16 protein-coding genes and 5 tRNA genes are annotated in these 13,367 nt (G+C 72.8%); 9 read left to right on the top strand and 12 right to left on the bottom strand.

The annotated features are described in order from the left end of the window. Positions 1–117 precede the first annotated feature (117 nt). On the bottom strand, positions 118–600 hold the full coding sequence (locus ACRWND_RS03970; RefSeq protein WP_431945913.1) for a TIGR02611 family protein: 483 nt from the start codon (positions 598–600) through the stop codon (positions 118–120). A 190-nt stretch (positions 601–790) separates the two neighbouring features. On the opposite strand from ACRWND_RS03970, the gene ACRWND_RS03965 reads away from it, so the two are divergent. Together ACRWND_RS03965 and ACRWND_RS03960 are read left to right on the top strand one after the other, a co-directional pair. Continuing rightward, entirely contained in the window at positions 791–1,204 is a 414-nt protein-coding gene (locus ACRWND_RS03965) for an SsgA family sporulation/cell division regulator (protein WP_003959770.1), read from the top strand. Positions 1,205–1,360: 156 nt separating this feature from the next. After that, a complete protein-coding gene (locus ACRWND_RS03960; protein WP_431945880.1) occupies positions 1,361–1,948 on the top strand; it encodes a CGNR zinc finger domain-containing protein in 588 nt (195 codons plus the stop codon). Here ACRWND_RS03960 and ACRWND_RS03955 read toward each other — a convergent pair. Together ACRWND_RS03955 and ACRWND_RS03950 are read right to left on the bottom strand one after the other, a co-directional pair. Further along, complete coding sequence (locus tag ACRWND_RS03955; RefSeq protein WP_431945878.1) at positions 1,927–2,061, bottom strand: hypothetical protein; 135 nt, start codon at positions 2,059–2,061, stop codon at positions 1,927–1,929. The two genes, ACRWND_RS03960 and ACRWND_RS03955, sit on opposite strands and share 22 nt — an antisense overlap. Positions 2,062–2,204: 143 nt before the next feature. Continuing rightward, positions 2,205–2,654, bottom strand: coding sequence for a hypothetical protein (locus ACRWND_RS03950; RefSeq protein WP_431945876.1), 450 nt, complete (start codon positions 2,652–2,654; stop codon positions 2,205–2,207). A 126-nt stretch (positions 2,655–2,780) separates the two neighbouring features. Here ACRWND_RS03950 and ACRWND_RS03945 point away from each other — a divergent pair, with 126 nt between their 5' ends. Then, positions 2,781–3,287 carry a DsbA family protein gene (locus ACRWND_RS03945; RefSeq protein ID WP_431945874.1) on the top strand — a complete coding sequence of 169 codons (507 nt, stop codon included), beginning with the start codon at positions 2,781–2,783 and terminating at the stop codon, positions 3,285–3,287. 743 nt (positions 3,288–4,030) lie between these two features. On the opposite strand, the gene ACRWND_RS03940 is transcribed toward ACRWND_RS03945, so the two are convergent. From ACRWND_RS03940 to ACRWND_RS03930, 3 genes are all read right to left on the bottom strand, one after another. Further along, positions 4,031–4,876: a GNAT family N-acetyltransferase gene (locus ACRWND_RS03940; protein ID WP_431945872.1), complete on the bottom strand. Its 846-nt coding sequence runs from the start codon at positions 4,874–4,876 to the stop codon at positions 4,031–4,033. Between the two features lie 66 nt (positions 4,877–4,942). Continuing rightward, positions 4,943–5,806: an aminotransferase class IV gene (locus ACRWND_RS03935; protein WP_431945870.1), complete on the bottom strand. Its 864-nt coding sequence runs from the start codon at positions 5,804–5,806 to the stop codon at positions 4,943–4,945. Further along, a complete protein-coding gene (locus ACRWND_RS03930; protein ID WP_431945868.1) occupies positions 5,793–6,860 on the bottom strand; it encodes a chorismate-binding protein in 1,068 nt (355 codons plus the stop codon). The genes ACRWND_RS03935 and ACRWND_RS03930 overlap by 14 nt, the downstream gene beginning before the upstream one ends. Positions 6,861–7,062: 202 nt before the next feature. On the opposite strand from ACRWND_RS03930, the gene ACRWND_RS03925 reads away from it, so the two are divergent. The 5 genes from ACRWND_RS03925 (at position 7,063) to ACRWND_RS03905 (ending at position 7,528) form a co-directional block, all read left to right on the top strand. After that, a tRNA-Gly gene (locus ACRWND_RS03925) sits at positions 7,063–7,135 on the top strand. 26 nt (positions 7,136–7,161) lie between these two features. Continuing rightward, positions 7,162–7,232 (top strand) — tRNA-Cys (locus tag ACRWND_RS03920). Between the two features lie 4 nt (positions 7,233–7,236). Then, positions 7,237–7,308, top strand: a tRNA-Val gene (locus ACRWND_RS03915). 47 nt (positions 7,309–7,355) lie between these two features. Next, a tRNA-Val gene (locus ACRWND_RS03910) sits at positions 7,356–7,427 on the top strand. A gap of 26 nt (positions 7,428–7,453) precedes the next feature. Continuing rightward, positions 7,454–7,528, top strand: a tRNA-Val gene (locus ACRWND_RS03905). Positions 7,529–7,568: 40 nt separating this feature from the next. Here ACRWND_RS03905 and ACRWND_RS03900 read toward each other — a convergent pair. From ACRWND_RS03900 to ACRWND_RS03885, 4 genes are all read right to left on the bottom strand, one after another. Then, entirely contained in the window at positions 7,569–7,844 is a 276-nt protein-coding gene (locus ACRWND_RS03900) for a zf-TFIIB domain-containing protein (RefSeq protein WP_431945866.1), read from the bottom strand. 7 nt (positions 7,845–7,851) lie between these two features. Next, a complete protein-coding gene (locus ACRWND_RS03895; RefSeq protein ID WP_431945864.1) occupies positions 7,852–8,832 on the bottom strand; it encodes an aminoglycoside phosphotransferase family protein in 981 nt (326 codons plus the stop codon). Positions 8,833–9,034: 202 nt separating this feature from the next. Beyond that, the gene (locus tag ACRWND_RS03890) at positions 9,035–9,238 is read right to left on the bottom strand and encodes a hypothetical protein (protein WP_431945862.1); all 204 of its coding nucleotides are present in this window, start codon (positions 9,236–9,238) and stop codon (positions 9,035–9,037) included. Positions 9,239–9,503: 265 nt separating this feature from the next. Next, positions 9,504–9,746 (bottom strand): hypothetical protein, encoded by a 243-nt coding sequence (locus ACRWND_RS03885; RefSeq protein ID WP_431945860.1) that lies wholly within the window; start codon positions 9,744–9,746, stop codon positions 9,504–9,506. 209 nt (positions 9,747–9,955) lie between these two features. On the opposite strand from ACRWND_RS03885, the gene ACRWND_RS03880 reads away from it, so the two are divergent. Then, a complete protein-coding gene (locus ACRWND_RS03880; RefSeq protein ID WP_431946036.1) occupies positions 9,956–11,179 on the top strand; it encodes a protein kinase domain-containing protein in 1,224 nt (407 codons plus the stop codon). Positions 11,180–11,510: 331 nt separating this feature from the next. Here ACRWND_RS03880 and ACRWND_RS03875 read toward each other — a convergent pair whose 3' ends face one another. Together ACRWND_RS03875 and ACRWND_RS03870 are read right to left on the bottom strand one after the other, a co-directional pair. After that, positions 11,511–12,563 carry a CU044_5270 family protein gene (locus ACRWND_RS03875; protein WP_431945858.1) on the bottom strand — a complete coding sequence of 351 codons (1,053 nt, stop codon included), beginning with the start codon at positions 12,561–12,563 and terminating at the stop codon, positions 11,511–11,513. After that, positions 12,560–13,213 carry an RNA polymerase sigma factor gene (locus ACRWND_RS03870; protein ID WP_431945856.1) on the bottom strand — a complete coding sequence of 218 codons (654 nt, stop codon included), beginning with the start codon at positions 13,211–13,213 and terminating at the stop codon, positions 12,560–12,562. Before ACRWND_RS03870 ends, ACRWND_RS03875 begins: the two co-directional genes overlap by 4 nt. Positions 13,214–13,367: the final 154 nt, after the last annotated feature.

Here is a 13,367-nt window from a genome sequence, read left to right as displayed (position 1 = left end):
CAGGCCCGAGGCCCAGACGTCGGCGCGACCAAGACCGCAACCATGAACAGGACCGAACGGGACCGCCGACGAGACATGTGTCAGGGGCGCCTCGGCAGGGCGCCTCGGCAGGGCGCGTCAGCCCAGGTCGGCCTTCCACGGCATCACGAAGCCGAACCTCCACACGTAGTATCCCAGCAGCACGCCGATGATCACCAGCCCGACGGCCGTCAGCGTCACGTTCCGGCGCCGCACCCTCGGGTCGAGCGCCTTGTGCGCCGCCTCGGTCACCTTCCGCTTCGCCCAGCGGAGCACGAGCTGGGCCCAGACGAACTCGGTCGCCCAGACCGCCATGCCGGCGAAGATCACCACCCAGCCGGGCCCCGGCAGCGGAAGCAGGATCACACCTGTGCCCACGACCGCCAGACCCACCAGGAAGACCCCGACCTGCCAGCTCATGTGCAGCGCTCGGGAACGGCGGATGAACTGCGGCGCCCTCGACCCCAGCGGGGGCTCGGAGCCCCCGGCCCGCCCGTCGCCGGCCTCCCCGCCGTCCCCCATGTCGCGTGTCGCGGGATCCATGGCCACGGCCACCTCCCGCTCGTCACTCTCCGCAGTCATGCCGCCAAACCTACCCGACCCGACTCCGTCACCGTAATGGCTCGCCGGGGAGGAAAAGAACTCGGCCGGACGAGGTACCGGAACCCTCACAAACCCGTCAGAGGGGTTTACAACGTCCCCGCAGGTGGCATGTCGATTTCGCCGACGTGCGAATCCCCGAGCGCACACTGAGCGAAAGGCCCTGGCGCTTATGAACACCACGGTCAGCTGCGAGCTGCACCTGCGCCTCGTTGTGTCGAGCGAATCGTCACTGCCCGTACCCGCGGGCTTGCGGTACGACACGGCCGATCCCTACGCCGTGCACGCCACCTTCCACACCGGTGCCGAGGAGACAGTCGAATGGGTGTTCGCCCGCGACCTGCTCGCCGAAGGTCTGCACCGGCCCACCGGCACCGGCGACGTCCGGGTCTGGCCGTCCCGCAGTCACGGCCAGGGCGTCGTGTGCATCGCCCTCAGCTCTCCGGAGGGGGAGGCGCTGCTCGAGGCCCCGGCGCGGGCCCTGGAGTCGTTCCTGAAGCGGACCGACGCCGCGGTGCCCCCCGGCACCGAACACCGCCATTTCGACCTGGACACCGAGCTCTCGCACATCCTCGCCGAGAGCTGAGTCCACCGACCGTCCGTCGCCGTACGCATCTCGGGGGTACGGCGCGGACCCGACCTGCCGGGGCCGTCGTCGCAGAGCAGCGCGCTCCACGACGACGGCTCTCGCGCTACAGTCACCGGAACGCCCGACCCATCAGGCCAGGGAGAGAGCGATCCCGTGCTGATCAACCATGACACCAGGTGCGCACTCGACTGCGTGGTGGATCTCCTCAACACCACTCCGGAGAGTGACGGCCGCGAGGATCTGGCCGACCTCGCGGGACTGAGCGCCTTCGTGGAACGCAACGCGATCAGCGACGTCGACTCGCTGGACGAAAAGGACCTTGCCGCGGTTCGCGCCCTCCGGCAGCGCTTCGCCCAGGTCTTTTCCGCGCCCGCCACCCGCGAGGCCGCCGCGCTGGTCAACTCCCTCGTCGCCGAGGCCGGCACCACGCCCCGGCTGACCGATCACGACGGCTACGACTGGCACGTCCACTACTTCGCCCCGGGCGCCTCCCTCGCCGACCACCTGGCCGCCGACTGCGGCATGGCCCTGGCGTTCCTCCTCGTCGCCGGGGAGCGGGAGCGGCTGCGCCGCTGCGACGCCCCGGACTGCCGGCGCGCCTTCGTCGACCTCTCACGGAACCGTTCGCGTCGCTACTGCGACAGCCGCACCTGCGGCAACCGGCTCCATGTCGCCGCCTACCGGGCGCGCCGCCGGGAGGCCGTCGCCGCCGTGCCGGCTCAGAACGGCCAGAGGTCGTAGAGCCCGCCGAGGGCGAGCAGACCGCCGATGACGGTCAGGAAGAGCATCAGCGGCGGCTGGGAGAGCGCGAACAGGCAACCGCGTGGCTCGTCGTCGTCTGCGTCGGCTTGCATGGCCTTACGGTGCGCTAGGAGGGGGGCGAACCCGTACAACCGTACGCCCCCGGCCGTGCCAAACACCGCTCAGGGGGCGGTAGTTGAAGGCCGCCAGGGCGATGATGACGCAACGCCGCCACCCCCCGCGAGCAACACGCCGCTCAGATGCCCCTGCGCTTGAGGATCTCCTCGATCTCACCGAATTCAGCCAGATCGGGATCGTTTTTCGCCGTCTTCGAGGCCGGTTTCCGCCCCCGCCCCAGCGCCGGCTTCTCCGCCTCCGGAGCGACCGCCCGGCCCCCGCCGCCGCCCTCCGTGACGCGCCCGCGGCGTCCGAAGACCCGCGCCAGGGCGTACAGCACCACGGACAGGGCCAGCACCGCGAACCCCGCCCACACGGACGGCTTGAACACCAGGTCCGCCGCCCAGTCCACGACGGCCCGGACGACGGTGCCGGCCAGCGACAGCAGGCCCGTCATGTACAGGCCGACGGGCAGCAGGGCTGCCGCCGCGATCACCGTCGCCTTGCGGAACCTGCGCCGGAAAGCGGCGAGCAGGGCGATCGCCAGGCCCGCCGCGGACAGCGCGACACATACGGTCGAAGTCAGCATGCGGAGCTCCTCCGAAATCGTCTGCTGGCTCCATCCTGCACCCGGCCCCCGCCCGCGGGCCACGACCCCGACGCGACCTCAGGGTGATCTCCGGGGCGGCTCCTCCCCCAGTGGGAGACTGACCCCATGAACGAAGCGACTCCCCGCACCGTCGTCCTCGAGTACTGGTGCGAGCTCCAGTGCCCCGACTGCGCCACCGCCCTCACCGACCTGCGCGCCCTGCGCGAGCGCTACGGCGACGCCCTGGAGATCCAACTGCGGCACTTCCCCCTGGAGAAGCACAAGCACTCCTACGCCGCCGCCCAGGCCGCGGAGGAGGCCTTCGTCCAGGGCCGCGGCTGGGAGTACACGGAGGCGGTCCTCGCCCGCACGAAGGAACTGGGCGAGCGGGGCGAGGCAGTGCTGGTCGAGATCGCGGCCGAGCTGGGCCTCGACGCGGAAGAGGTCGACACAGCGCTCGTCGACGGGCGGCACCTTCTCGTCGTCGACGCCGATCACGCCGAGGGCAAGGCCATCGGCGTCACCGGCACCCCCACCTACGTCATCTCCGGCGAACGCCTGGACGGCGGCACCTCTCAGGAGGACCTGCGCGCCCGCATCGAAACCTATGCGGACAGCGCTCTGGGCCGCTGAGCTGTGCCGCCGCCGTACGGCGACGCGGCCCCGGACGCACGACGCCTGAAGGCCGAAGGGCGGCGTTCCCATCGCGTCGGAGCGCGTCCGACTCCGGGTACCGCGGCTGTCCCACCCTCGCGCCCTCCGGGCGCGCACAGACGAGGGCTACGGAGGGGAGGGGTGGGGCCTGCCCTCGCCGGGGGTGTGCGGGTGGTGCGTGGCGGGGCTCCGGCACCGTCGCGGGTGACCTTTGCGGCGGCCGGGGTCTCTTTTGCCGTCCGCGGGTGCGGATGGCCGGTTGCCACGCCCCCTGTGCGTGGGTGCCGTGCCCGCCGTGAACCGCGTCTGCGGGTGCCCCCGATGCGCCTGGTGACATCGGGCTCTGTGTCGCCACCCATGTCGGCGAAAGCGGGCCCGCCGTCCCCCTCAATCGCCCGACAGCACCCCGTATCGGCCGCAGACGCCGGTCACGGCGAACGCCCCCACCACCACGAGTGGGCGTGGAAGCGGCCGTCTCTCCTCGCGGGGCAACGAGACTCACGCCATGGGTGCGGGAATCCGCTCCGGAGCCTGAGCCCCCGCTCCGAACCCACCCGCACCGCAGAGAAGGGCAGCCCCACACCCTCCCCCTCCGCAGCCGGCATCCTCGCGCCCCCAGGACGCGAGACGGCGGGACAGCCGGCCACCGGTACGTGGGCAGCCTCCGTACGCTCCGTGTGGACGCCGCCCCACACACAACGTCCCCCTGGCCGACCAGGGACTCAGACCAGCGGCTTCGCCGCGTGCACCTGTGTCACCTCGTACCCGAGGGCCGCGTAGAGCCTTTCCGCCGGCTCGTTCCCGGCGAAGACGTTCAGCCCCAGCCGCTCGAATCCCGCCGCCAGGCACTCCCGCTCCGCCGCGAGCATGAGCGTGCGCCCATGGCCCCGCCCGCGGTGCGCCTCGGCGACGCGGACGTTGTAGACGTACCCGGTGGACTCGTCCCTGCGCCCCAGCCACAGGTTCCCCACGGCCTCCCGTTCCTCCGCCGTCGCCCCGCCGGCCTCCAGCACCCTCAGCACCGCGCCCGGCGTCGCCGGCCCCTCGGGGAGGAGGGCGCTGAAGTCCGCCTCGGCCTTGGCGCGGGCCTGCGCCTCGGGCACGCCGCGCCGGATGTGGGACAGCGCGTACTCGTCCCGCGCCTGGGCCGCCCACACCGGGTACTCCGCCTCCGTCATCGGCCGCACGGCACTGTCCGGCGGCAGGGCCGGCGGCACGTCGGGCAGCGTCTTGGACATGGACCGGTTGCGGACGACGTACCCCAGCGCGTCCATGAGGCGGAGCGCCGCCGAGTCCTCCGCCCGCACCGAGACCTCGACGCGACGGCAGCCCCAGCCCCGCAGCACCTCCTCGGCGGCGAGGGCCGCGACCGTACCGCGGCCGCGGCGCTGCTCGGCCTGGTCGATCCGCAGCGCGACGATGCCGCCCACCTCCGGCCCGAACCGAGGGTCGGTGGACACGGTGGTCTCGCCCACCACTCGTCCGTTGACACAGACGTGGAAGCGGCGGGCGCGCACTCCGTCGGGTCGGCGCTGCTCGGGCTCGGCCGGGCGCAGGGTGGTCGTCATGGTGTCGAGTTCTACCAAGTCGCCGCTCTGCGTGGGTCGCGGGGTACGGAGGCGCGACGCCCCGGCTCAGGGGTTGGGGTGTGCCGCTGAGCGCTCCGCGAAGACCCGCATCGCCTTGGCCGTCACCGGGCCGGGACGGGTCCCCGTGGGCAGCTCGCGGTCGTCGACCCGGTGGACGCCCTGGACGTCGCGGAGCGAGGAGGTCACGAAGACCTCCTCCGCCTCCCCGAGCACCTCGAACGGGAGATCGGCCTCCTCGGCGCCCGCCCACTCGATCACCAGCTCCCGGGTGATCCCGGCGAGGCAGCCGGAGTCAAGCGGCGGGGTGAGCAGCTTGCCCCCGAGGACGACGAAGACGTTGGAGCCGGTGCCCTCGCAGAGACGTCCCCGCGTGTTGGCGAAAAGCGCCTCGGAGGCGCCGTGCTCGTGGGCGCGGGCCAGGGCCACGACGTTCTCCCCGTACGAGGTGGTCTTCAGTCCCGCGAGGGCGCCCTTCTCGTTGCGGGTCCAGGGAACGGTGACGACGGCCGTCGTGTCGGGGCGGACGCTCGCGGAGCCGAGGGCGACCACCAGGGTGGGGCCGGTGGTGCCGCGCTCGGAGCCGAGCGGGGAGGTGCCGCCGGTGTAGGTGACGCGGAGCCTGCCGTGGGGCACCGGGTTGGCGGCGAGGACGGCCTCGCATGCGTGGCGCACCTCGTCCAGGTCGGGCTCGGGCAGTCCGAGGCCGCGCGCGGAGCGGGCCAGGCGGCGCAGGTGGCGGTCCAGCGCGAAGGCGGTGCCGCCGGCGGCCTTGAGCGTCTCGAAGACGCCGTCCCCCACGGTCAGGCCGTGGTCCAGGACGGACACGGATGCCTCGTCGGTCTCGCATAGCGCGCCGTTGACCCAGATCGCGCCCGCGGTGTTCGTGCTCACGGTGTCACTTCGCCCCATGGTTCCGTTCGCCTTCGTTCGAGTCGTACGTACCCGACGCTACCGCCAGCAGCCGGGAGGCCTTCAGTTCCGTCTCGTCCCACTCCCGCTCCGGATCGGAGCCCCAGGTGATCCCGGCGCCGGTGCCGAACCGCAGTACGGGGCCGCCGGGCGCGGTGCGGTCGATCCAGAAGGTGCGGATGCCCACCGCGAGCTCGCCGGTGCCGCGGTCGGCGTCGACCCAACCGATGCCGCCGCAGTACGGGCCGCGCTGGGCCGTCTCCAGTTCGGCGATGATGCGCAGGGCGCTGGACTTGGGCGCTCCGGTGACGGAGCCCGGCGGGAACGCGGCGTCCAGGAGCGCGGCCCAGCCGGCGCCCTCGCGCAGTTCGCCGCGCACGGTGGAGACGAGGTGGACGAGTCCGGGGTGCTTCTCCACGACGCAGAGGTCGGGGACCGTGACCGTGCCGGTGGCGCAGACCTGCCCGAGGTCGTTGCGTACCAGGTCGACGATCATGACGTTCTCGGCGTGGTCCTTGGGCAGCAGGTCCGCCTCGGTGCGGCCGGTGCCCTTGATCGGCCCGGACTCGACCACCGCACCGCGGCGGCTCAGGAACAGTTCGGGGGAGGCGCTGGCCACCTCTGTGCCGTGGGCAGGCAGCCGGACCATTCCCGCGTACGGGGCGGGGTTGCCACGGGCGAGGACGGCGGCGAGGGCGTCGATGTCGGCCTCCGGGTCGGGCAGCACAGCGGTGAGCACCCGGCACAGGTTGGCCTGGTAGACCTCGCCGGCCGCGATGTACTCGCGGACGCGACGCACTCCCGCGGTGTAGCCGACGCGGTCCAGTGAGGACGTCCAGTCGCCGCGGGCCGGTCCCTTCCACGGACGGCGCGGGGCCGGCTCGGCCGGCGCCGGCCGTACGTTCCCGAAGCGCGCGCAGACCGTGCCGCCGTCGAAGCCGGCGACCACCGCCCAGAAGCCGGAGGAGTCCAGGGCAGCGGGGTCGGTGGTGACATCCCGCAGGTCGGAGGCGACGAGGCCGCCGAATCTGGCGAGGGGCTCGAGGTCGGGCACGGGGCTTCCCAGGTCGGTCCGGAGGGGCGAGTGCGAGTCTAGGTCGGTGGCGACGGGCGAGATGTGCTGGTCACCGACCCGGCACGCTGCGGAAACGCGTTTTGGTCGCTGAGCCGTAATCCGCTAGAGTTCAACTCGTCGCCGGGACGCGGAAGCGCCCCGGCGGAGGTCCCGCCCGGACGCGAACTCCGGGGGAGGCACTGCGGACGTGGCTCAGTTGGTAGAGCATCACCTTGCCAAGGTGAGGGTCGCGAGTTCGAATCTCGTCGTCCGCTCGAAGTGGGGGTCACCGCCCCTGCGTGGTGGAGTGGCCGAGAGGCGAGGCAACGGCCTGCAAAGCCGTCTACACGGGTTCAAATCCCGTCTCCACCTCTGAGGACGATTAGCTCAGCGGGAGAGCGCTTCCCTGACACGGAAGAGGTCACTGGTTCAATCCCAGTATCGTCCACTGGGCCCGGGAGGGCCCTTCCCCGGCACGTCGTCATGGGGACCCGAGCGCGATTAGCTCAGCGGGAGAGCGCTTCCCTGACACGGAAGAGGTCACTGGTTCAATCCCAGTATCGCGCACGCTGCACCACCCGTAGCAGTACCGAGGACGATTAGCTCAGCGGGAGAGCGCTTCCCTGACACGGAAGAGGTCACTGGTTCAATCCCAGTATCGTCCACCAGAACCGAGGGCCGGAGCGTTCGCTCCGGCCCTCGGTCGTGTCACGACGAGAAGAGCATGTGCGCCCAGCTCTGCGGCTTGCGGTGGCCGTGGTGCCCGCCATGCGGGGCTCCCCAGGCCGGAGCGGCGTGCTGCTGCGGGTACGCCTGCGGGTAGGCGGGCGGCGGGGCGGGCTGGGCGTACTGCGACTCCATGCGGGTCAGCGCCTCGAGCTCCCCGTAGTCCAGGAAGATCCCCCGGCAGTTGCCGCACTGCTCGATCTGGACACCGCTGCGGGTGAACGTCTGCATGGGGCCATGACACTTGGGACAGAGCATCGTCGGCTCATCTCCTCGCTCGCGCCGGCCGGGGGGCGTCGTCCCCCGGCGTGGAACTGCACTCTACTTCCGCGATTCGGCGGCACGTCTCGAGGACGGACTGTTCCGTCCCGTCGAGCGCACGGCCCTCCTGCGCGGCCTTGGCGACGGCTGTCGCCGCGGTCTGGACCGCCAACGCCCGCGCCGCCGCGTCCAGATGCGGCCACGGGTCGCCGTCCGCGGGGACGGCGGGGCCGCCACCGGCGCGGTACGCGCCGAGGAAGCGACCCCAGTCGACGGGGTCGAGCAGCCCGGCGGCGAACCACATCGCCGGCCGAGCCAGATCCCAGGTGGGCTCACCGAGCCCGAGGTCGTCGACGTCGATGAGGCGCCAGGGGCCGTCGGGCGCCGGGTGGCGCACCAGTTGGCCCATGTGCAGGTCGCCGTGGCACAGCGACTGCCGCGGCTGCGGCGCCTCGCCGCGCGCCCAGGGCGGCAGGCCGTGCCAGGCGGCGAGCACCGCCGGGTCGCCGGGGCCGGCGGCGAGCATCCTGGCGACCGCGCCGGCCGCCCTGGCCGGGCCGCGCATCCGCGGCGGCGGGCCGGGCAGCCGGGACGGCGGCACGGTGTGCAGCCGGGCCAGGAGAGCACCGGCCTCCGCCCAGGGCGCGGAGTCCGGATCGTCGCGGTCGACGGGCCGGCCGACGGGCCACAGGCTCACGGTGCGGCCGAGGAGCACCGTGCTCAGCGCTCCGCCGTGGTCGGGCAGCGGCGCCGGGGGCAGCAGGATGCCGTCGAGCAGCGGATGGACGGCCACACGCAGCCGCAGGGCGAGTTCGGCGGGGTCGGTCCCCGGGGCGTGCGCCTTGGCGACGAGACGGCCCCCGCGGACGACGGTGGCGTCGGGGCGGTCGGCGAGCACGGCGGGCCGTGCCTGGCCGGGCACACGTGAAGCCGCTGCCGCGACCGCCCCCAGGGCGTGCGCCAGCGGTGCTCCGCTGCTGCTCACTCACTCCCCCACTGCCCGTGTACCGGCCCCCTGTGCGGCACCCGCCGCCTGCCCGCGGGCGCCACGTCGGCGCCACGGTGTGATGCCCGGGTACCGCCAAAGGTACCCGGGCACTCATGCCGTCCGTGGACCCCCGTCCCCACGGGGTTGGTTCACCGTTCCTGCGGACCCGGACCGCTCTTCCGGGACCGCGGGGCCTCTGTCAGCGCCCCATCAGACCGGCTACGGACGACGCCTGTGTGACCACCGCGTCCCAGCCTCCGAAGGCCACCGCGAGCAGCACCGCGAGCGGCAGCACCATCGCCACCGCCACCAGCGGATGCCGGGTGCCCGAAGGGCGTATGCCGAAGGCGGCCATCCTGCTGCCGCGTGCCGGCCGCACCGTACGGCTCGCCGTGTTCGCCATGGCCCCCTCCCGGGTCGTGGTCCGTGATCAAGCACAGTGGTCGACGCGGCGGGTGATCGACCTCGGGGGACGAGTGCTCCACCCGCCGCTTGACCACAAGCCTAGGCGCGGCGCGGGCAGCGGTCGTCATGCCTTCGTACCGCTTCCCTGGCCTCCCCGAGGATGACTCCCGAACCCGCCGTGTACTCCCCTGGGTGGAGGAACCCGGCCGCCCCGCCCGGGAGATCCCCGAGGGGATCTCCCGGGCGGGCACGGACTCCGGCCGTCAGGCCCGCTCTTCGTCCTCGCCGTCGCCCGCGGGCACAGGCTGTTCGACCAGGGCCAGGACCCGGGTGGCCATGAAGCGCGCGGTGCGCACCACGGAGCCGGACCGGGTGACTTCGCTCACTTCCACCACCCCTCGGCGGACCGCCGTCTCGACCCTGCGGCCGGCCCTGGTGGCGACCACTTCATACGTCCTCGTCGTGTCGCCGGCGTCGACGACTATCTCGACTCGATCACCCTTCATGGCGTCAATCCCCCTTGCCCGATGGACTGTTGACGGCATGACGAATTTCCGGCCCCGTCAGCGGCCGGAACCTTCCCCACGCTTACCAGGATCCCATCCGGCACTGACAATCGGCTGCTTCGCGCGGGCGCGGCCTCGCGCCGCGACGGGCGGTCAGTCCGTAAGCTGTCGGGGTCAGACTGGCCAGGCAGGCAGCGGGGATGGACGACATGGCGATGATGCGGCTCCGGCGCGAGGACCCGCGTGTCGTCGGCTCGTTCCGCCTGCACCGGCGGCTCGGCGCGGGCGGCATGGGCGTCGTCTACCTGGGTGCCGACAAGCGCGGCCAGCGGGTCGCGCTGAAGGTGATCCGCCCCGAACTCGCCGAGGACCAGGAGTTTCGCTCGCGCTTCGCCCGCGAGGTGTCGGCGGCGAGACGCATCCGCGGCGGCTGCACGGCGCGGCTGGTCGCCGCCGACTTGGAGGCGGACCGGCCGTGGTTCGCCACGCAGTACGTTCCCGGGCCCTCGCTGCACGACAAGGTCGTCCGGGACGGCACGCTCTCCGCAGCCGAGACCGCGTCCATCGGCGCCGCTCTGGCGGAGGGGCTGGTCGCCGTCCACGAGGCCGGGGTCGTCCACCGCGACCTGAAGCCCTCCAACATCCTGCTGTCGCCCAAGGGGCCCCGGATCATCGACTTCGGCATCGCCTGGTCGACCGGCGCGAGCACCCTCACCCACGTGGGAACGGCCGTCGGCTCCCCCGGCTTCCTCGCGCCGGAGCAGGTGCGCGGAGCGGCGGTGACCCCGGCCACCGACGTCTTTGCCTTCGGCGCGACGCTGGCCTACGCGGCGACGGGCGACTCGCCCTTCGGACAGGGCAGTTCGGAGGTCATGCTCTACCGGGTCGTGCACGAGGAGCCGGACCTCACCGGTGTGCCGGACTCGTTGGCCCCGCTGGTCCAGGCGTGCCTGGCCAAGGACCCGGAGCAGCGGCCGAGCACGGTCCAGCTCTCCGAGCGGCTCACCGAGATCGCGGCCCGCGAGGCACGCGGCCTCGGCGCCGCACCGGGGTGGCGGGACATCGTGCCCAAGGCGTCCGCTCCGCGCCCGGAGCGGCCCACGGGCCCGCGGGCGCAGGCGTACGCGGAGCAGCAGACAGAGCGGCGGACGGCGCCGGGCACACCCGTGCCGCCGCGCACCCCGGTCTCCCCCCGTACGCCCGCCACACCGCGCACCCCGGCCCGGACCCCGTCCGGGCGCACGCCGGTGCCGCGCACACCCGCCGGCCGCCGACCGCTGGGCGCCGACCGCAGGCTGCTGCGGCAGCGGCTCATCGTCTTCGTCACCGTGACCCTCCTCGTCGCGCTCGGCATCGCGGCCGCCCAGGGCTGCCAGGGGCCGAGCCGGGGGCTCGGCCTGCTGCCGGGCGTGACGGCACCCCACACGCCGTAAGCGCCCCGGCCGGCACGAACACCCACGCCTCCACCGACGTCGTCCACACCACGGCGCGGTGCGCACCCCTGCCCACGAGCGTGACCTCGGTCGCCGCCTTTGTCGTGGACTGAAGGGTCGACGTGCTCGTCGATGTGGCGCTGGGGGCGGTGGGCGAGGCCGCGGGTGAGGCTTCCGGCGGCCCGCGTCACGCGAGTGCGCCCCAGGTCGTCACCGGCCGAGTCGTCACCGGAGCGCCGGCCGGCCGGGCGGACCGACCGCCGGCTCCCGGCCGACGCGCCGCAAGGACTCCCCGCTCCAGGGAGCGGGGAGTCCTTGCGGTGGCGGCAAGTCAACCCGCGGTGTCGGCGGACACCTCGCCAGGGCTGTCGACGACACCGCTCGCCATGACGGCGTCGATGCCGTACAACGTATCGGTTCCGCCGGTGCCCTTGGCCGCGGTCATGTAGGACCGCGAGCCGAGGTAGGCGAAGGTCTTCCTGTGGAAGATCCATTCGTCGCGCGTGGCGGACCCGGGGTCCTCGCGCGTGATGCCGATGCCGCGGCGTCCTGCCGCATCGGCGGCGTCGGGCACCATGGTGACTCCGGGGATCTTCTCGACGACCTTGTACAGCGCGGAGGCGGTAGCGGGCGGCATGATCGTCGAGCGCAGCAGCTCACCGATGTTCCGGAAGACGGTCTCGTCCTTGGACAGGTCGCCCCAGGGCTCGGTCTGGGCGTAGAGCAGGGTGCGCAGGGCCTCGGGGTCCGTGGGCAGCGAGGCCAGCCACTTGTATGTGGCGTGGTCCAGGCCCGGGCCCACGGGCGAGGTGCTGACGATGGGGACCAGTTCGCCGGGCATGACCGCGTCCTTGCCCGTGTCGCGGATCCAGCCGGTCCTGGTGGTGGGGCCGGAGCCCTGGGCGGTCCACACCTCGTGCCTGCCCGGCGCACCGAGCCGGACCGGGCTGTTCAAGGCGCCCTTGTTCTCGCGGCTCAGGAACGCGACGTACACGAACTGGCCGTCCTCCACCGGCGTCACGTCCCGCGTCATGGCGGCGGCGGCGATCCGGTCGAGGGTGACGGCCGCGCCATTGCCCTTCGCCGGCCCGGCGACGGAGGACCGGCGCGGGGCCGAGGTGTGGTCACCGCCGGACCCGGTGACGACCAGCACGCCGGTCAGTACGGCTGCCACGGGCAGGACCATCGCCGGACGGAGCCGACGGCTGAGCCGTGCCATCGGCGTCCGGGCGTCGGAGATGGCGTCCCGGTCGATCTGTTGCATCAGAACTTCCTTGTGGTGGAGGTGGCGGTTCGGCGAGAGGTCCCAGGCGGCCGAGGCCGCCAGCAGTTCTTCCGCGGCGCTCCGGGGGGAGCCGGGGCCGTGCGGATCATCGGCGTTCATGGGGTTTCCTCCTGCAGAAAGAGCGCCGCGAACGCGGCCTCGCTCTCTATCCCTCCGCGGGCGCCGTCCGGTTCCACCCTCGCGCCCGGCGCTGGTGCGGCACTCAGCCTGGCCAGTCGGTTCCGGGCGCGCGAGAGCCTCGAGCGCACGGTGCCGACCGGGATGTCCAGGGCCTCGGCGGCTTCCCGGTAATCCAACCCGGCCGCCACGCACAGGGCGATCACCTCCCTGTCCTGGCGGCGCAGCCGGCGCAGCGTGTCGTACACGGCCGCCAGGCGGCGGGCGTCGTCGATCCGGCCGGCCGTCTCCTCCGCGAAGTCCTCGACGGGGCGGGGCTCCGGGCTGCGTGCCAGGAAGGCGAGCTTCCGCCGCAGTCCGCGGTTGGCGTTGTGAGCCTTGTACGTGGCGATGCCCAGCAGCCACGGGGTGAGGGAGCCGCCCTCGGGATCCACGGTCTCCCGCGCGCGCCAGGCGGCGAGGAACGTCTCGGACATGACATCCTCGGCCTCCGGCCAGCTACCGGTCAACCGCAGCGCGTGACTGTAGACCGCTCGCGCGTTCCGTTCGTACAGATCGGCGAACGCGGCGCGGTCTCCTGCTCGGATGCGCCCACGCGACGGCTCTGATGGTTCTCTTTGCGTCACATTCATTACCCTCCGCCGCCCCGGCCGAGTTCCTGTGTCCGCTGTCACACAGCCGTCAGGAAGGCGTCAGGGCCATGGAAGCACACGCCGGCTGACGCCTTCGACAACCCACCAGGGGGTGACGGGAGGCCACTCCGCGGGTTAATTTCTAAGCGCTTGC

This window comes from Actinacidiphila sp. bgisy167 (assembly GCF_965342175.1).
Classification (GTDB): domain Bacteria; phylum Actinomycetota; class Actinomycetes; order Streptomycetales; family Streptomycetaceae; genus Actinacidiphila.
This window is presented reverse-complemented; position numbering and strand designations above follow the sequence as displayed.